We start from the raw sequence: 17,614 nt of genomic DNA on the forward strand, positions 1-17,614 counted from the left end.
CTCTCTTTGGTCCCCATGACCGGCCTTCTAGCGCTCCCGCGCGCGGTTTGCCAAGCACCTTGCACGCACGAAAACGCAGGTTCAGGCGGCGGCAGCCGGCCCGGGCCGGGTCAGGATCACCAGCACCAGCGCCAGCACGACGAAGCCGACCGCAACGAAGCCGAGTGGGTGCAGGAGCTCGTGGGCGAACAGCAGCCCGCCGATGGCGGAGCCGACCGCCTGGCCGATATAAAGGACGGAGGTGTTGAGCGCGACGGTGGCGGACGCAAGCGGCGGCGCGGTCGCGACCAGCCGCACCTGCTGCATCGAATTGGTCGAGGCAAAGCCGAGGCCCCAGATCGCGACGGCACCTGCCATCAGGACGAACGTGCCGGCGCCGAGCGCCCAGCCCGCAATGCCCGCAAGCAGCAGGCAGGTGAACAGCAGCGAGGTGCGATAGGGACCCCAGGTATCGACGATGCGGGTCGCGATCACGACGCCGAGGAAACCGCAGAGGCCGTAGATGCCGAACACCATGCCGATTGCGTCCGGCCCCGCCCCGGTCAGCTTCTTGAGCAGCGGGCCCATGAAGGTGAACACCACGAACTGCCCGGACATTTGCAGCAAGGTGATCGCAAGCAGCAGCAGAACCGTCCTGTCGCGGCCGACCGCGCTCCAGGTCTTCAGGTCCACCGGCGTGCCCTTCAGTCCGGCAGGCAGGCGCAGCAGCAACAACAAGAAGCTGATGCAGCCGAGCGCGCCGATCCCGCCATAGGCCGCGCGCCAGCCGTAGCGGCTGGCCATGAAGGTGATCAGCGGCAGGCCGACGGCGGCCGCCAGCGACCAGCCGAGAAAGATATAGGCAATCTTGCTGCCGCGCCGCTCCGCCGGCACGATCAGCGCCGCCGTGCCGGCCGCCTGCGGCGTATAGAGCGCGCCGACCGCGAGCATCACCAGGCGGATGACGAGGAGGCTCGCATAGTCGGGCGCGAACGCCGAGGCGAGATTGCCGAAGGCGAGCACCGCCAGCGTGGTCGCAAGCAGCGTCCGCCGTTCGATGCGGCTCGTGAGCCAGGCCGTCAGCGGCGAGCCGATGCATAGCGTGATCGCGCCGAAGGTGATCAGGAGCCCGGCCGCGTGGATGCTGATGCCGAGCCCCGCCGACAATTCCGGCAGCATCCCCGCCGGCGCCAGCACCGAACAGCCGGTGACGAGATTGCCGAGCATGAGGGCGGTTGGCGCGAAACGGCCGGCGGCGGGGGATTTTTGCATGCAACTGCATGTAGAGCCGGCTTGCCGCCTGTTAAAGGCCGCTGCCCGAAATAGTTGGTGCAAGGCCGCAGCTTTTGCGTGCCACTTTCTTGGAAATGCCGGATTGCGCAGGCCGAATCGCCTGATATATCGCTCGTTCCCGCTTACCTGCGCTCGTTCGCAGGAGTGAGCTTCAGGAGAAAAGCAATGACCGACCAGCCCAAATCCGAATCCGGCTTCCAGTACAGCCTCTCGAATCTGAAGCCCGTGACCCCCGCAGCCAAAGTCACCCTCACCTTCCCCGACGGCGCCCGGCGCGAATACGACAAGAGCATCACCGGCCTCGAGATCGCCAAGGGCATCTCGCCGTCGCTGGCCAAGCGCACGGTCGCGATGGCGCTCGACGGCGTGGTCGCCGACCTCGACGATCCCATCGAAGCCGATGCCAAGATCGAGCTGATCAACCGCGACGATCCGCGCGCGCTGGAGCTGATCCGCCACGACTGCGCGCACGTGCTCGCCGAAGCCGTGCAGACGCTGTGGCCGGGCACCCAGGTCACCATCGGCCCGGTGATCGAGAACGGCTTCTACTACGACTTCTTCCGCAACGAGCCGTTCACGCCGGAAGACTTTGCCGCGATCGAGAAGAAGATGCGCGAGATCATCGCGCGCGACAAACCCTTCACGAAAGAGGTTTGGGATCGCGAAAAGACCAAGCAGGTGTTCCGCGACAAGGGCGAGGCGTTCAAGGTCGAGCTGGTCGACGCCATTCCCGGCAACGAGCCGATCAAGATCTACTACCAGGGCGACTGGTTCGATCTGTGCCGCGGCCCGCACATGACCTCGACCGGCAAGGTCGGCAATGCCTTCAAGCTGATGAAGGTGGCCGGTGCCTATTGGCGCGGCGATTCCAACAACCCGATGCTGACCCGCATCTACGGCACCGCCTTCGCCAAGCAGGAGGATCTCGACGCCTACCTCAAGCAGATCGAGGAGGCCGAGAAACGCGACCATCGCAAGCTCGGGCGCGAGCTCGACCTCTTCCATTTCCAGGAGGAAGGTCCGGGCGTCGTGTTCTGGCATCCGAAGGGCTGGACCATCTTCCAGCAGCTGATCGCCTATATGCGCCGCCGCCTGACCGGCGACTACAGCGAGGTCAATGCGCCGCAGATCCTCGACAAGGTCCTGTGGGAGACCTCGGGCCATTGGGGCTGGTACCGCGAAAACATGTTCGCGGCGCAGTCGGCCGGCGACGAGGCCGAGGACAAGCGCTGGTTCGCTCTGAAACCGATGAACTGCCCGGGCCATGTGCAGATCTTCAAGCACGGCCTCAAGAGCTACCGCGACCTGCCCTTGCGGCTCGCCGAGTTCGGCGTGGTGCATCGCTATGAGCCATCCGGCGCCATGCACGGCCTGATGCGCGTGCGCGGCTTCACCCAGGACGATGCGCACATCTTCTGCACCGAGGACCAGCTCGCCGAGGAATGCCTGAAGATCAACGATCTCATCCTGTCGACTTACGCGGATTTCGGCTTCACCGGCGATCTCACCGTGAAACTGTCGACCCGGCCCGACAAGCGCGTCGGCACGGATGCGATGTGGGATCACGCCGAGCGCGTGATGGCGACGGTGCTGCGCGAGATCCAGTCGCAGAACAACCACATCAAGACCGAGATCAACCCGGGCGAAGGCGCGTTCTACGGGCCGAAGTTCGAATATGTGCTGCGCGACGCCATCGGCCGCGACTGGCAGTGCGGCACCACGCAGGTGGACTTCAACCTGCCGGAGCGGTTCGGTGCGTTCTACATCGACCATGACGGCGGCAAGAAACCGCCGGTGATGGTGCATCGCGCGATCTGCGGCTCGATGGAGCGCTATATCGGCATCCTGATCGAGCACTATGCCGGCAATTTCCCGCTCTGGCTCTCGCCGGTGCAGGCCGTGGTCACGACCATCACCTCCGAAGGCGACGAGTACGCCAAGCAGGTCCTGGAGCAGGCGCGGCGCGCGGGGCTTCGGGTCGAGATCGACCTGCGCAACGAGAAGATCAACTACAAGGTCCGCGAGCACTCGCTGGCCAAGATCCCGGCACTGCTCGTGGTCGGCAAGAAGGAGGCCGAGACGCATTCGGTCTCCGTCCGCCGGCTCGGCAGCGACGGCCAGAAGGTGATGACGACGGCGGAGGCGATCGCCGCCTTGGTCGAGGAAGCGACCCCGCCTGATGTCGTGCGGGCACGGGGCATCGTTTAGAACCTGCCACTGAACCTGACGAACAGGGCGCGCCTGCGCAGCAAGGTGGCCGCCCTCAGAGCGCGATACCAGCCCGACTTCCGGAGCACTACCCCATGAATTGGGGATACCGACGTACCGGGCTCCGCGCGAACATTGGTCATGTTTGGTGAACTCGATACGAATTTGCGAGCCGAGCCCGAGGCGGCCGGGTTTCGGCGGCCGGCTTCAGGTGCCGTCGTCGCTCTTGTCATGTTCGCACTCGGATTCATTGTCTTTCCCGAAGCTGTCTACGCCGAAACCTGCCTGCTCGATTCCGGCAGTGGCAGCGCGCCCGTTGCCGATTCATTCGCTTGTGGCAACGCTGCATCCGCTTCGGCTTCCAGCAGTACGGCGGTGGGGAACCATGCAGATGCCGCGGGAGCCTATAGTGTCGCGGTCGGTTTTCTGAGTAGTGCGTCGCAAAGCCACGCCACCGCGGTCGGAGCGACGAGCAATGCCAGCGGGACGGATTCGACGGCGGTGGGCTACGGAAGCGAGGCGACAGCAGCGCAGACTTCCGCCTTCGGCTCCTACAGCAGCACGACCGCCCAGCAAGCCTCGGCTTTCGGTAATTCGAGCACGGCGAGCGGGACACAGTCCTCCGCCTTCGGCGCTTCAAGCACAGCGACTGGCGTAGCCTCCGTCGCCGTTGGCTACGCCGCGAGCGCCGGTGGTGACTACGCCATTGCGTTCGGCCGGCAGAGTCAGGCAACGATGCAGAGCGCGCTGGCGATCGGGCAGAGCGCCGAGGCAACCGGAGCGGACAGCGTCGCACTCGGCTCGGATGCGCTTGCCGACAATTCAGGCGCAATCGCAATCGGCAGTTCCGCCCAAGCCCATCTCGCCGGAACCGCCGTCGGACGGACGGCGCACGCCTATGGCGACTACAGTACGGCCGTCGGGCAAGCCGCGGCGGCAACCGGCCAGGGGAGTTCGGCCTACGGCTACACAAGTGTCGCGGGCGCCACAGCTGCGTCGGCATTTGGCTGGAACGCGCGCGCCAACGCCGTGGACTCGACCGCTCTTGGTTTCAATACAAATGTTTCAGCGGCGGCAATTTCGGGCGTCGCCATCGGTGAAGGTGCGCAAACGACTGCATCCAACGCGGTTGCGCTCGGTTCCAAGTCCGTCGCCAATGTCGCAAACACGATCTCGGTCGGCTCGGCCGGCAAAGAGCGCAGGATCGTCAATGTCGCCGCCGGCACGCTGTCTTCCACCAGCACCGATGTCGTCAATGGCGGCCAGCTCTACACTGCAAACCAGAGGGTCGCCGCAGCATTCGGCACAACGCTCGATGCCGGCGGACAGATGGTTGCGCCGAGCTACATGATCCAGGGCGTCTCCTACAACAACGTCGGCAGCGCGTTCTCTGCCGTGAACGCTGCGCTAAGCAGCACGGCGACCAGCATCAGCAACTTGCAGACGCAGATCGACAACGGGTCGATCGGCCTCGTGCAGCAGAATTCGTCGACTAAGGTCATCGGTATCGGCAGCAGCACGGATGGCACCGTGGTCGACGTGTCGGGCACATCGGGCAACCGCACCGTGACTGGCGTCGCCGCGGGCGCCGTTGACGCGACCAGCACCGACGCCGTCAACGGCAGCCAGCTCTACGCCACGAACCAGACCGTTGCCTCGCTGAGTGCGACGGTGGCCGGCATCGCCGGGACAACTCAGTACACCAAGGTCAACAGCGCTGGCGCAGCGGCCAACGCCTCCGGTACCGATGCGATCGCGATCGGCGGCAATGCGCAGGCCACCCAGTCCGGCTCGATCGCAATTGGGTTGAATTCCGCCTCGACCGGCACCAATGCGATTGCGATCGGCACCGGTGCGGTGGCAACCGGCTCGGTAGCAGTCGGCGCAGCAGCCTCCGCAGGCAATGGCGGCGCGGCCTTCGGCGACGGTGCGGTTGCGACGGGCTCGAACTCGGCCGCGTTGGGCACCAATGCCTCGGCAACCGCGGCCAACTCAGTGGCGATCGGCACAGGCTCGACCAACACCGTCGCCAACACCGTGTCGTTCGGCTCGGCCGGCAATGAGCGCCGCCTCACCAATGTCGCCGCCGGCGTCAACCAGACCGATGCAGTCAATGTCGGCCAGCTCCAGTCGGCTGTCGCAGGCTTCCAGTCGCAGATCGGCAGCCTGCAAAGCGAGATCACCGCCAACCAGCAGGAGGCCCGGCGCGGCATCGTCGCCGCGGTGTCAGCCGCACCGGTGCTGATGCCGTCGGCGCGTGGCAGGACCACAGTCGCAGTGAACGCCGGATATTATCGCGGCCAATCCGGCGTGGGCATCGGCATCTCACATCGCCTGGACTGGACGACGCCGACGGTGCTGTTTGGCGGCTATTCCAATGGCGGTGGAAGCGAGCATATCGGCCGCGCCGGCATGGCGGTCGAGTTCTGACGTTGGTGCCGCAGATGAAGCTTCCCTTCCCGGCCTTCGTACTGGCCGCAGTCGTGCTCGGCTCCCGCCCTGTCGTCGCGCAACAGCCGCAACAACCGCCGCCGCAACAATTCCAGCCATCGGGCGAATGGGCCAAGCTTCCGCGCATGCAATTGGAACGGCAATTCGCCGGCCCGCTCCAGGATACGGTGGTCCAGCGCTTGCGCGATCCGGTCGACGGCACCATCTGCTATGTGTATCTGCCGATCTCGGCGCCGCACTCGCCGACGACGGCAACGGGTTTCGTACAATACGGCCCGAACGGCATCGGTAGCATCAACTGTATGCCGGGCACGCCAGCTGTCGCTGCGCCGACGAGGCACAAATAGGCCCCGATCACAATCGGTCTAAATGAGCCTGTTCAGTCTCGTGGCCGGGAGGATCGCATGCTATGCGGTGCCCAATTGGTTCCATGAGAGAGACGCCCGTGCCCGACGCCATCGAACTCCTGAAGACCCGCCGCTCGGTCAAGCCGCGCGAGATGACCGGGCCCGGCCCTTCGGAGGCCGAGCTCGAGACGATCCTCACCATCGGCGCGCGCGTGCCGGATCACGGCAAGCTCGCGCCCTGGCGCTTCATCATTTTCGAAGGCGATGCGCGCCAGCGTGCCGGCGAGGTGATTGCGAAGGTCTTTGCGCGGAAGAATCCCGGCGCGCCGGCGGCCGATGTCGACATCGAGCGGAAACGGCTCACCGATGCCCCGCTCGTGATCGGCATCGTCAGCTTCACCAAGCCGCATCCGAAGGTACCGGCCTTCGAGCAGGAACTGTCGGCGGGCGCCAGCGCCATGAACATCGTCACGGCCGCGACCGCGCTCGGCTACGGCGCATGCTGGCTGACCGGCTGGTTCTCGTTCGACCGCGACGTGCTCGACGGCCTCGGCCTCAAGCCGGACGAAAAGCTCGCCGGCTTCATCCATATCGGCACGCCGACCAAGCCGAGCGAGGACCGTCCGCGACCGTTCCTTTCGGAAATCGTGACACGATTTTGATCGATGACATGTTGACGCCCTGAATATCTTGCGGCTTTGATCCCGGCGAGGGAGGGAGCCCAGATGAAGCGGCGTGAATTTCTGGTCGGAGCCGCGCTGCTCGCCGGCACCATGGCGCGAAGCCGGGCCGCCGACATCCCTGCACCTGCGCCCGAAGGGCTCGACCGCATCACGGCGTTCTTCGACAACGAGGTGACGAGCGGCCGGTTGCCGGGCGCCGTGATCATGGTCCAGCAGCACGGCAAGCCGGTCTATCTGAAGACATTCGGCGTGCGCGACGTCAGGACGGGCCTCGCCATGACGCCGGATACGATCTTCGCCATCCACTCGATGACCAAGCCGATCACCTGCCTCGGCGCGATGATGCTGATCGACGAGGGCAAGCTTGCGCTTACCGATCCCGCATCGAAATACGTCCCCCTCTTTGCCGGCACCAAGGTGGGACTGGAGGTCACCGAGCCGGACGGCAAGCTGGAGCTGGACCTCGTGCCGCCGGTCCGTCCCGTCAACGTCGAGGATCTGCTGCGACACACCTCGGGCATCAGCTACGATTATATCGGCGGCAAATGGGTCGAGCAGGCCTACAAGGCTGCCAACATTTTCGAGGATCCCTTCAACAACAGGAAATTCGCCGATCGCATCGCAAAATTGCCGCTGGCACGGCAGCCGGGAACGCTGTGGCGCTATGGCCATTCCACCGACGTGCTCGGCGCCATCATCGAGATCATCTCGGGCCAGACCCTGTACGACTTCCTGAAGCAGCGCATCCTCGACCCGCTCGGCATGAGCAGCACCAAGTTTGCACTCGCGACGGAAGACGAACTGGCTCGGATGGCGCGGCCGCTGCCGAACGATTACATCCTGCTCGCCGCCGAGCGCGACCGGCTCGACCATCCCGAATGGCAGTCCGGCGGCGGCGGCCTGCTCTCGACCATCACCGACTATCAGCGCTTCTCGCAGATGCTGCTCAACCGCGGTGAGTTCGAGGGCAGGCGTTACCTCAGCCCGGCCGCCTTCAAGGCCATGACGACCGATCACGTCGGTCCCGGCTCCGGCGTCGGACGCGACTATTTCTATTTCCCGGGTGACGGCTTCGGCTATGGCTACGGCCTTGCGGTGCGCACCGATCCCGGCAATGCGAAGCCGCCGCCCCCGGGCTCGATCGGCGAGTTGAAATGGGACAGTGGCAGCGGCACCTATTTCGGCGTCGATCCCAAGCTCGACATGGTCTACCTGATGATGCAGCAGACCCAGAACGAACGCAGCCGCATCACGCCCGCCTTCAAGGCGCTGGTCTACGACTGCTTTCCACCCGCGTTACGCCGCCCGTGAGGCGCGCTGGCCGAAATCCGCCAGCAGCTTTTCGATCTCGGCGGCGGGCCGCGCCGCGCTGAACAGAAACCCCTGAACTTCGTTGCAGCCTTCGGCGCGCAGCCAGTCGAGCTGGTCCTCGGTCTCGACGCCCTCCGCAGTCGTGGTGATGTTGAGGCTGCGGCCGAGGCCGGAGATCGCGCGCACGATCGCGACGCAATCGGGCCGCTGCGCCAGGTCCTTGACGAAGGAGCGGTCGATCTTGATCTTGTCGAAGGGGAAGCTGCGGAGATAGCTGAGGCTGGAATAGCCGGTGCCGAAATCATCCATGGAGATGCCGACACCGAGCTCGCGCAGCTGGTGCAGGATCGCGAGATTGGCATCGGTCTCGGCCAGGAAGATCGACTCGGTGATCTCCAGTTCGAGCCGCTTCGGCGACAGGCCGGACTGCGCCAGCGCCGAGATCACGACCTGCACCAGGTTGCGGCTGCGGAATTGCGCCGGCGACAGATTGACCGCGACCTTGACGTCGACGGGCCATTTCACCGCCTCGCTACAAGCCTCGCGCAGCACCCATTCGCCGAGCTGGGTGATCAGGCCGATGTCCTCGGCGACCGGGATAAACTCCGCCGGCGAGATCATGCCCTTGTCGGGGTGACGCCAGCGCAGCAGCGACTCGAAGCCGGAGATGCGGTCGGAGGCGATCGACACCAGCGGCTGATAGTGCAGCTCGAACTCGCCGTTGGCGAAGGCGCGGCGCAGATCGAGCTCCATGTCGCGGCGCTTCTGCGCCTGAAGATCCATCTCGCGCTCGAAGAAATGGTGCACGCCGCCGCCGTCGGACTTGGCCCGGTACAGCGCCATGTCGGCGTTGCGCATCAACTCCTCCGACGTCACGCCGTCGCCGGGCGACAGCGCGATGCCGATGCTGGCGCCGATCACCATCTCCTGGCCGTCGATCTCGTAGGGCGCCTTCAGCATGTCGATCAACAGGGTCGCGCAGGCGCTGGCCTCGTTCGGCGAGACGTCGGCCGCCAGGATCACGGCGAACTCGTCGCCGCCGAGCCGGGCTGCGAGATTGGCGCCGCGGACCGCGGTGGTCAGGCGCTCGGCGACCTCTTTCAACAGGCGGTCGCCCACCGGATGCCCGAAGGAATCGTTGATGTTCTTGAACAGGTCGAGATCGATGTAGAGCACGCCGACCCGCTTTCCGCCGGCCTGGTCGAGCGCCTGCTTCAGGCGCTCCTGGAAGTATTCGCGGTTCGGCAGGTCGGTGAGCCCGTCGTGGTGCGCCATGTGGGCGATGCGCGCCTCGGCCTTGCGCCGTTCGGTGATGTCGACCACCGCGACCAGATAGCCGTCGCGGTCGTCGAAGGCCACGCGGCGGCCGAAGGTGAGCACCTCGATCTCGCTGCCGTCGGCACGCAGGTGCCGCCAGTTGCGCGAGGAATGATAGGTGTCGCCGACACGATCGAGCGCTTCGGCGTGGCTGTCCCACTCGTCCTCCGGCCAGATCTCGTGCAGCTTCATGCGCAGGAAGGCGGCACGGCTGTAGCCGTAATGCTGGACCGCGGCATCGTTGACGCCGAGGAACTGCTTGGTCTCGGCGTCGAACACCCACATCGGCATCGGGTTGTTGTCGAACAGCAGCCGGAACGAGGCGTCGCGCCGCTTCAACGCGGTGACGTCGGAGATCGTCAGCGAGAGCACGTCGGCGAAGGCGGTGGCGCTGAGCCGGAGATGCCGGCCTTCGTGCTCGATCTCGAGCTGTTCGCCGCGGCCGCCGCGGACGGCCTTGAGAAGGAATTCCATGATGTCGGACGCAGCCAGCAGGGTGTTGCCCTCGCCGATCCGGCGCCACAGCAGGCCGGCACTTGCGACCTTCAGCAGCGTGGCGGCGCTCTGGTTGTGATGCACGATCTGGAGATCGAACGGCTTGCCGCCGGCATCGCGCAGCGTCGCCAGCGAGATCACCGCGTCGTCGGTCGAGGCGAAAATCGCATCCAGCAGATTGTATTGCGTGCCGCGCTCGTTGACATAGGCGCCGACCAGCGTCGCGCCCCAGCGCGAGGCGGTCGGCAGCGCCAGCACATCGTAGGTCCTGACCATGCCGTCGCGCACGCAATGCGCGCTCGCCTGATGCGGCCGTCCGTTCGCAAGCGCAATCGCCGCCGCCTCCGACAGCGCCGTGGCGCAATCGGGCGAGAGCTCGGCGACGGGGATGTCCCAGCGCTCCTCGCCGAGCCATTTCTGCACGTAGCGTCCGCTGCGCGATAGCTCGAGCGCACCGTCGTTCTTCAGCAGTGCGATATGGTCGGCGAGCCGGCCGAGGCTGCCGAGCATCACGTCCTCGTAGCGCGGCAGCCGTTCGCCCGGCTTCAACGCGGCGCGCCATTTGCGCTGAAGCACCGGGATGTCGTCAAACATTTCGGCGGCCGGTTTTCCCGGCATCTTCTTCGCGGCACTCATCGCAGTCCCCAACGCACTTTCCGAGCGCATCCAATGCAGGTGCACTTAACGGCGTGTAAAGAGCGCGCGGGCGCGGGTTCCATTCGGCGATTATGACAGTTTTAAGTCAGGCGTTGGTTAGTAGCCGTTAGAGACTATGACGGTTTTGTTTTTGCGGGCTGCGCGATGAGATGGCGATAGCGTCGCGCCACTCTCAGTGTCGTCCTGGCGAAAGCCAGGACGACATTGGAGAGGTGTGTACAAACTGCATCACCACCGTCATTGCGAGCGCAGCGAAGCAATCCAGACTGTCACCGCGGAGGGATTCTGGATTGCTTCGCTGCGCTCGCAATGACGGAGTGTGGGTGACAACGTCGCTCTTTCAACTCGCATTCCCCATCGCAGACACACCTTCACCCTCTCGCGGCTCATCTCGCCCGAGCTTTGCTTCGTCACTTCACCCTCAGATGAAAGAGGGCGCAGGGAAGGCCGGGAGCCGGTTGGCTCCCATCGACCGCCATGCGAGATGCAGATTGCGCTACGATGCACAGCGGGTAACAGGGCAACCGGAGACATCCCGGCCTTCCCTGCGCAGTGGTTGGAACGGCTTATGTCGTGCTCTCCCCGGGGAGCGATGCACTATTGCCCCCGTCGCCCTGCGGATGGCTGACGCGCGCGGTCCGGTCGGGCCGCACACATCACCGCAGAACTTAGCGCACAGACCCCGGGCGCCAGGACGACACGATTTGGCCGTACGCCGATCACACCGGTCGTGCGCGCGGTTTCGCTCACGGCTCTCCGCCCTGCGATGCCTTTCGCGCCGATGTGACCCACGTCCACCGCCGCCCGGCCCGCGTTCGTGACGATCGCGATACGCCCCTCTTCCTTGGGCCGGAGTGAGGCGACACATACGCCGTTTCCGAATTTCGGTAAAGTGGAATATTTTCGACGATGGGCGTTGACCGGCATCTTGCGTGTCTTGCCCGACGGGCAACGCAAGGTCTTGTAGCCCGGGTGAGCTAAGCGACATCCGGGACTCTCGATCACCACCGGTCCCGGGTATCGCTTCGCTCACCCTGGCTACGAGACCATCACCCCGCCAGCCGCTCGATCACAAGGTCGAGCATCGCGCGCAGGCGGCCAAGGCGCTTGAGGTCGCGGTGATAGCCGACGAAGGTGTCGCGACCGGGCGGCGTCGAGCCGATGTCGAGCGCGACGAGGCGGCGGTCGCGGTCGCCGAGCGGACGCGGCAGCACGGCCAATCCACCGCCGCCGGCGCAGAGTTCGGCCTGCGCCTGGCGGTTATTGCTGCGTGAGGCGATTTCCGCCCTCGGCAGCACGCGCTTCAGCCACACTGCATCGGGCATGTCGGCGAATTCTGCGTTCATGGTGACGACGCGGACGCCGCTGCCGTCGCCGGCGCGCGGCGGCTTGCTGCCCTTCTTGTCGTAAAGCGCGTAGGGAATGTGAAGCAGCTTTCGCGAGATCACCTCGGGTTCACTGAACGGCTTGATGCGGAAGACGAGATCGGCCTCGCGGCGCGGCAGGCTGTAGAGGCGCGCGTCGGTCAGGAGCTCGACAGTCACCTTGGGGTGACGCTTGCCGAAGGCCGCGATCACCGGCGAGAGCATCACCGTCCCGAACCAGTCCGACGACGAGAGGCGCAGCAACCCGTCGAGCTGCGTCTCCGCGCCGGTCGCATGCCGCTCCAATGCGAGCGCCTCCTCCTCGATCCGCTCGGCATGCCGCAGCACGGCGGTGCCCTCGTCGGTGAGGACAAAGCCGTCGGCGGTGCGCTGGAACAGTGTCTGGCCAAGCGCCGTCTCGAGCGCGCGAAGCCGCCGGCCCATCGTCGGCTGGGTCTGACCGATCTTTCGCGCGGCAGCGCCGAGCGTACCCTCGCGGGCAATCGCGAGGAAGATGCGCAGATCGCTCCAGTCCATCAAAACCCTCCCATACATAAATGCACGACAACTGTACATCTTCGTTTCTTTCCATGCAAAAAATAATGGGCATATTGGAGGCCGACAACGGAGCAAGACGATCATGACCGGACACTCGACCATGCGCGCAAGCGTCCTGGAGGCGTACAACGCACCGCCGCGCGTCTCACAGATTTCCACGCCGGAGCTTGGCACCAATCAGGTGCTGGTCCGGGTGTGCGCGAGCGGGATCAATCCGCTCGACACCAAGATCCATGCAGGCTCCGCGGCGCATGCGCGCCATCCAATGCCTGCTATTCTCGGCCTTGATCTCGCCGGCGTGATCGAACGCACCGGGCGCGACGTCACGCGATTCAAGCCGGGCGACGAGGTCTACGGCATGACCGGAGGCGTCGGTGGTGTGTCGGGATCGCTCGCCGAATTCGCGAGCGTCGATGCCGATCTGCTGGCAACCAAGCCCGCCAATCTCAGCATGCGCGAGGCGGCCGCCCTGCCCCTGATCTTCATCACGGCCTGGGAAGGCCTGATCGACCGCGCCTCGCTGAAGGCCGGCCAGAAGGTGTTGATCCATGGCGGTGCGGGCGGCGTCGGCCATGTCGCGATCCAGATCGCGCATGCGTTCGGAGCAAACGTGTTCGCGACGGGCTCAGCGTCGCAGCGCGCCACGATAGAAGGCTTTGGCGCCGTCTTCATCGACCGCGACATCGCGGTTGAGACTTACGTTGCGCAGCACACCGGCGGGCGCGGCTTCGACATCGTCTACGACACCGTTGGCGGCAAGGTGCTCGATGCCTCCTTCGCAGCCGTGCGCCGCTTCGGTCATGTCGTGAGCGCGCTCGGCTGGGGCACGCATGCGCTGGCACCGCTGTCGTTCCGCGCTGCCACCTATTCCGGCGTGTTCACACTGCTGCCGCTGCTGACAGGCGAAGGTCGCGCGCATCACGGGGAGATCATGCGCGAGGCAACACGCCTGGTGGAGGCCGGCAAGCTCGTGCCGCTGCTCGATGCAAGGCACTTCACGCTGGAGAGCGTTGGCGACGCCTACGCACTGATCAGGGATCGTGCTGCGAAGGGCAAGCTGGTCGTTGACGTCTGAGGTTGGGCTCGTAGCCCGGATGGAGCGCGCGTGTCCGGGCCACGGAACGACGGTCGCGCTAGTCCTCGCTGGACGCGGCCGAGCGGTTGCGCAAATAGGCCTGCGACAACAGGAAGAACAATGCGCGCTCGCCATGATATTTGGCGGACGGCCGGGTGCGCTCGAAGCCGTCGGCAAATATCTTGCCGGACTGGTCGCACACCTGCCATCGCCAGCCAAACCGCTTACGCCTGGTGAGGATCACTTCGAACATACCGACGGGCTTGGTCCCTGCTCCTGCCGGTCTCGCAAGCGCACACGCCTGCTCCGGCCTCCCCCATTAGACGGATGCCCGACATATAACGCAGCAGGATGGAAAGAGAATAAAATTGATTATCGGAAATGCGTATCTTGCACCGGCTGTGACGAAGTCGCGACGCCCGTGGAATAAGCCGATGTTTGCGGTGTTTTGCGGCCGCTCGGGCGCCTGATAGCGCTGACAGAGGTATTCAAATCAGAACACAGGACGAGGACGCCCGGTAAGCGAACGCTCACCGGGCGTTCATGCACGATGTCAGCGGCCGACTCGCGCCTGGAGATGCGCAGGATAGCGATCGCCCTGCACCGCCACCTTGGCCAGCACGGCCGCGATGGCAGCGAGATCCGCATCCGACAGCGTCACCGCGGCCGCGCCGACATTCTCCTCGAGCCGGTGCAGCTTGGTGGTGCCGGGGATCGGCACGATCCACGGCTTCTGCGCCAGCAACCAGGCGAGCGCGATCTGCGCCGGCGTCACTTTCTTCGCTGTTGCGATCTCGCCGAGCAGATCGACCAGCGTCTGGTTCGATTTTCGTGCGCTGGATGAGAAGCGCGGTACGATGTTGCGGAAGTCGCTCTTGTCGAACGTCGTGCTCTCGGTGATCGCGCCGGTCAGGAAGCCCTTGCCGAGCGGGCTGAAGGGAACGAAGCCGATGCCGAGCTCTTCCAGAGTCGGCAGGATCTCCTGCTCCGGCTCGCGCCACCACAGCGAATATTCGCTTTGCAATGCGGTCACGGGCTGCACCGCATGGGCGCGGCGGATGGTCTGCGCGCCCGCCTCCGACATGCCGAAATGCAGGACCTTGCCGTCGCGGATCAGGTCCTTCACCGCTCCCGCGGTGTCCTCGACCGGCACATCGGGATCGACGCGGTGCTGATAGAACAGGTCGATGCGGTCGGTCTTCAGCCGCTTCAAGGCGGCCTCCGCCACCGCCTTGACGTTGGCGGGCCGGCTGTCGAGCCCGTCTTCGACCTTGCCGCCCTTGAAGCCGAACTTGGTGGCGATCACGACCTTGTCGCGGATTGGCGCCAGCGCCTCGCCCAAAAGCTCCTCGTTGACGAAGGGGCCGTAAGCCTCGGCGGTGTCGAAGAAGGTCACGCCGCGCTCGAAGGCGGTCCTGATCAGCGCGATCGCCTGCGAGGTCTCCGTCGCCGGACCATAGCCATAGCTCAGTCCCATGCAGCCGAGGCCAAGCGCCGAGACCTCCAGACCACTCTTGCCCAGTTTACGCATCTGCATCGCAGCTCTCCTTGCAATCACGTTCGGCTGCGAATTTAGGTCGCGCGCGAGCCTGCGATTAGGTGATAAAACCGGCATGTACTCATGACCCGGATTCATGAATGGCCCGCACCAACGTCAACGACCTCCTCGCCTTCCTCGCGGTCGCCCGCGAGCGCAGCTTCACCCGCGCGGCCGCCCAGCTCGGCGTGTCGCAATCCGCGCTCAGCCACACCGTGCGCGCGCTGGAGGAGCGGCTCGGCCTGCGGCTGCTCACCCGCACCACCCGCAGCGTCGCACCGACGGAAGCCGGCGAGCGCCTGCTGCGCAATATCGGGCCGCGCTTTGCGGAGATCGACGCAGAGCTGTCAGCGCTGACCGCGCTGCGCGAGACGCCGGCCGGCACCGTGCGCGTCACCACCGGCGAACATTCGGCACAGACCATCCTGTGGCCGGCGCTCGCCAAGCTGCTGCCGCGCTACCCCGATATCAAGGTCGAACTCGTCGTCGACTACGGCCTCACCGACATCGTCGCCGAGCGTTACGACGCCGGCGTGCGGCTCGGCGAGCAGGTCGCCAAGGATATGATCGCGGTGCGGATCGGGCCGGAGATGCGCATGGCGGTGGTGGGCGCGCCGGCCTATTTCGCCGCGCGCGGCAAGCCGAAGCAGCCGCAGGATCTGACCGAGCACAATTGCATCAACCTCCGCCTGCCGACCTATGGCGGGCTCTATGCCTGGGAGTTCGAGAAGCGCGGCCACGCCATGAAGGTGCGGGTCGACGGCCAGCTCGTGTTCAACACAGGGCTGCTCAGGATGAATGCCGCGCTGGCGGGGCTTGGTCTTGCCTATATCCCGGAAGATCTGGTGAAGCGGGAGATCGCCGACGGGCGGCTGATCCGCGTGCTCGCCGACTGGTGCGCGCCGTTCGCGGGCTATCACCTTTATTACCCGAGCCGGCGGCAGCCGACGCCTGCGTTTGCCGTGCTGGTGGAGGCGTTGAGGTATCGGAAGTGAGGGGCCGCGCAGACGGTGTGCTCCCTCGCCCCGCTCTTGCGGGGAGAGGGTTGGGGTGAGGGGTGCCTCCGCAATCACGGTGAGAGTTGGACTCGCGGAGAGCCCCCTCACCCGGAATCCGCGCTTCCAGCGCGCATTCCGGCCTCTCCCCGCAAGCGGGGAGAGGCGAAGTAGCCGCACCGGTCGGGCTAATTAGCGCGCGACGACTTCCACTTCGCCGTCGACGCCGTTGACGACGTTGAAGCCGCGCTCGTAGACCTTGCCCTCGTTCTTGGCGATGGCGCGGTATTCGCCTTCGGAGAGCACGACGCGCGGGAAGGCGCCGATCGATTCCTTGATGACGTCGCCGCCGGGGGTCAGAACCGACCAGGCGGTGTTGGCGAGGGCCTCGCCGCCCCTGTCGCTGACGAGCTTGAGCGTGATGACTGCGGCGCGATGGGTGATGGTGACGTCGGTGAGCTTGCCGGCCTGGACGCGAATGTCCGAGCGCACCACCGAGTTGGCATCGCCATAGTTTGAGACGATGTAGTAGGTGCCCTCCGGGATCAACACGACGTCGCCGGCGGCGACGTTCGGCACCAGCGAGGCGCGCTCGCCGGATTCGAACTGGCTGCCCTTGTAGATCGCGAACGAGATCTGGTTCTGCGGGATGCGGCTGGTGCCGACGCGGCCTTCGATGCGCAGGCCGCCTGCCGGCAGCACGAAGGATTCGCGGTCGGTCTCGGCCTTCAGGCTGACGGTGCGCACCGCGCTGACGAGCCCGAAGGCGACGTGCACGACGTAATTGCCGGGCGGCAGCACGATGTTGGGCGTCGCGTTGCGGTCCTCCCGGATCAGCTTGAACGTGCCGTTCTCGTCGGGACGGTCGGCGAAGACACGCCAGACCAGGCCGCTGGTGATCGGGGCCGAGTCCTTGCCGTATTTCGCGGTCAGCGACAGCACACCCTGTCCCGGCGCCGCCGCATTGAGCGGCGCGGCCGGCGGCACGGTCGTGACCGCGGGTGGCGGCATGCTGGGGGAAATCGGCTGGGTCAGGGTCGGCGGCAGGCTGGGGGGAGCCGCCCCCGGCCCGGAGGGCGGCGCCAGGCTGACGGCGCCGCCGGGGTCGGGCACCGATGCAGGGGGCACCGGCGGAGGCCGATCGGAGAAAAGCTGCGCCTGGGCAACACCTTGCCCCAGGATGACGAGGCACGCGGCAAGGATCAACGCCGGCAGCAGCGATACGCTGCGCCGCCATCCGATGATGCCGTCACCCCCGATAGTCATGCCACCTGCTTTTCACCGAAAACGCGGCAAATTCAAGCCTCTGAAACCCCAGGAAATACGGCCCCGCCACGGTTTGAT

At 65.6% G+C, this 17,614-nt stretch carries 13 protein-coding genes; 7 read left to right on the plus strand and 6 right to left on the minus strand.

All coding sequences use genetic code 11. The features are described 5' to 3' along the window. Positions 1–81: 81 nt before the first annotated feature. The gene (locus tag AAFG50_RS26725; RefSeq protein ID WP_028175864.1) at positions 82–1,251 is read right to left on the minus strand and encodes an MFS transporter; all 1,170 of its coding nucleotides are present in this window, start codon (positions 1,249–1,251) and stop codon (positions 82–84) included. A 186-nt stretch (positions 1,252–1,437) separates the two neighbouring features. Between AAFG50_RS26725 and thrS the strand changes: the two genes are divergently transcribed. The 5 genes from thrS (at position 1,438) to AAFG50_RS26750 (ending at position 8,272) form a co-directional block, all read left to right on the plus strand. Next, positions 1,438–3,480, plus strand: coding sequence for a threonine--tRNA ligase (gene thrS / locus AAFG50_RS26730; RefSeq protein WP_049832605.1), 2,043 nt, complete (start codon positions 1,438–1,440; stop codon positions 3,478–3,480). A 735-nt stretch (positions 3,481–4,215) separates the two neighbouring features. Continuing rightward, entirely contained in the window at positions 4,216–5,910 is a 1,695-nt protein-coding gene (locus AAFG50_RS26735) for a YadA-like family protein (RefSeq protein ID WP_028175862.1), read from the plus strand. Positions 5,911–5,912: 2 nt separating this feature from the next. Next, positions 5,913–6,278 carry a hypothetical protein gene (locus tag AAFG50_RS26740; RefSeq protein ID WP_028175861.1) on the plus strand — a complete coding sequence of 122 codons (366 nt, stop codon included), beginning with the start codon at positions 5,913–5,915 and terminating at the stop codon, positions 6,276–6,278. Positions 6,279–6,376: 98 nt separating this feature from the next. Beyond that, entirely contained in the window at positions 6,377–6,940 is a 564-nt protein-coding gene (locus AAFG50_RS26745; protein ID WP_028175860.1) for a nitroreductase, read from the plus strand. A 63-nt stretch (positions 6,941–7,003) separates the two neighbouring features. After that, positions 7,004–8,272: a serine hydrolase domain-containing protein gene (locus AAFG50_RS26750; protein ID WP_028175859.1), complete on the plus strand. Its 1,269-nt coding sequence runs from the start codon at positions 7,004–7,006 to the stop codon at positions 8,270–8,272. Here the strand turns inward: AAFG50_RS26750 and AAFG50_RS26755 are convergent. Both AAFG50_RS26755 and AAFG50_RS26760 read right to left on the minus strand, forming a co-directional pair. Then, positions 8,258–10,720: an EAL domain-containing protein gene (locus AAFG50_RS26755; RefSeq protein ID WP_028175858.1), complete on the minus strand. Its 2,463-nt coding sequence runs from the start codon at positions 10,718–10,720 to the stop codon at positions 8,258–8,260. The two genes, AAFG50_RS26750 and AAFG50_RS26755, sit on opposite strands and share 15 nt — an antisense overlap. A 1,070-nt stretch (positions 10,721–11,790) precedes the next feature. Further along, entirely contained in the window at positions 11,791–12,642 is an 852-nt protein-coding gene (locus AAFG50_RS26760; protein ID WP_028175857.1) for a LysR family transcriptional regulator, read from the minus strand. A 103-nt stretch (positions 12,643–12,745) separates the two neighbouring features. On the opposite strand from AAFG50_RS26760, the gene AAFG50_RS26765 reads away from it, so the two are divergent. Continuing rightward, on the plus strand, positions 12,746–13,738 hold the full coding sequence (locus AAFG50_RS26765; protein WP_306421875.1) for a zinc-dependent alcohol dehydrogenase family protein: 993 nt from the start codon (positions 12,746–12,748) through the stop codon (positions 13,736–13,738). Positions 13,739–13,796: 58 nt separating this feature from the next. On the opposite strand, the gene AAFG50_RS26770 is transcribed toward AAFG50_RS26765, so the two are convergent. Together AAFG50_RS26770 and AAFG50_RS26775 are read right to left on the minus strand one after the other, a co-directional pair. Then, positions 13,797–13,991: a hypothetical protein gene (locus AAFG50_RS26770; RefSeq protein WP_018322145.1), complete on the minus strand. Its 195-nt coding sequence runs from the start codon at positions 13,989–13,991 to the stop codon at positions 13,797–13,799. A gap of 300 nt (positions 13,992–14,291) precedes the next feature. Further along, positions 14,292–15,275: an aldo/keto reductase gene (locus AAFG50_RS26775; protein ID WP_028175855.1), complete on the minus strand. Its 984-nt coding sequence runs from the start codon at positions 15,273–15,275 to the stop codon at positions 14,292–14,294. 101 nt (positions 15,276–15,376) lie between these two features. Between AAFG50_RS26775 and AAFG50_RS26780 the strand changes: the two genes are divergently transcribed. Beyond that, positions 15,377–16,270 carry a LysR family transcriptional regulator gene (locus AAFG50_RS26780; RefSeq protein WP_028175854.1) on the plus strand — a complete coding sequence of 298 codons (894 nt, stop codon included), beginning with the start codon at positions 15,377–15,379 and terminating at the stop codon, positions 16,268–16,270. 192 nt (positions 16,271–16,462) lie between these two features. Here AAFG50_RS26780 and AAFG50_RS26785 read toward each other — a convergent pair whose 3' ends face one another. Continuing rightward, positions 16,463–17,536 (minus strand): hypothetical protein, encoded by a 1,074-nt coding sequence (locus tag AAFG50_RS26785; RefSeq protein ID WP_028175853.1) that lies wholly within the window; start codon positions 17,534–17,536, stop codon positions 16,463–16,465. Positions 17,537–17,614: the final 78 nt, after the last annotated feature.

Source organism: Bradyrhizobium sp. B039, assembly GCF_038965675.1.
Taxonomy (GTDB): domain Bacteria; phylum Pseudomonadota; class Alphaproteobacteria; order Rhizobiales; family Xanthobacteraceae; genus Bradyrhizobium; species Bradyrhizobium diazoefficiens.

Excerpts from the sequence above, each read along its gene's own strand:
- AAFG50_RS26770 (WP_018322145.1), bottom strand. The coding sequence starts at position 13,991 with ATGTTCGAAGTGATCCTCACCAGGCGTAAGCGGTTTGGCTGGCGATGG.
- AAFG50_RS26775 (WP_028175855.1), bottom strand. The coding sequence starts at position 15,275 with ATGCAGATGCGTAAACTGGGCAAGAGTGGTCTGGAGGTCTCGGCGCTT.
- AAFG50_RS26750 (WP_028175859.1), top strand. The coding sequence starts at position 7,004 with ATGAAGCGGCGTGAATTTCTGGTCGGAGCCGCGCTGCTCGCCGGCACC.
- AAFG50_RS26755 (WP_028175858.1), bottom strand. The coding sequence starts at position 10,720 with ATGAGTGCCGCGAAGAAGATGCCGGGAAAACCGGCCGCCGAAATGTTT.
- AAFG50_RS26760 (WP_028175857.1), bottom strand. The coding sequence starts at position 12,642 with ATGGACTGGAGCGATCTGCGCATCTTCCTCGCGATTGCCCGCGAGGGT.
- AAFG50_RS26765 (WP_306421875.1), top strand. The coding sequence starts at position 12,746 with ATGACCGGACACTCGACCATGCGCGCAAGCGTCCTGGAGGCGTACAAC.
- AAFG50_RS26780 (WP_028175854.1), top strand. The coding sequence starts at position 15,377 with ATGGCCCGCACCAACGTCAACGACCTCCTCGCCTTCCTCGCGGTCGCC.
- AAFG50_RS26725 (WP_028175864.1), bottom strand. The coding sequence starts at position 1,251 with ATGCAAAAATCCCCCGCCGCCGGCCGTTTCGCGCCAACCGCCCTCATG.
- thrS (WP_049832605.1), top strand. The coding sequence starts at position 1,438 with ATGACCGACCAGCCCAAATCCGAATCCGGCTTCCAGTACAGCCTCTCG.
- AAFG50_RS26785 (WP_028175853.1), bottom strand. The coding sequence starts at position 17,536 with ATGACTATCGGGGGTGACGGCATCATCGGATGGCGGCGCAGCGTATCG.
- AAFG50_RS26735 (WP_028175862.1), top strand. The coding sequence starts at position 4,216 with ATGCAGAGCGCGCTGGCGATCGGGCAGAGCGCCGAGGCAACCGGAGCG.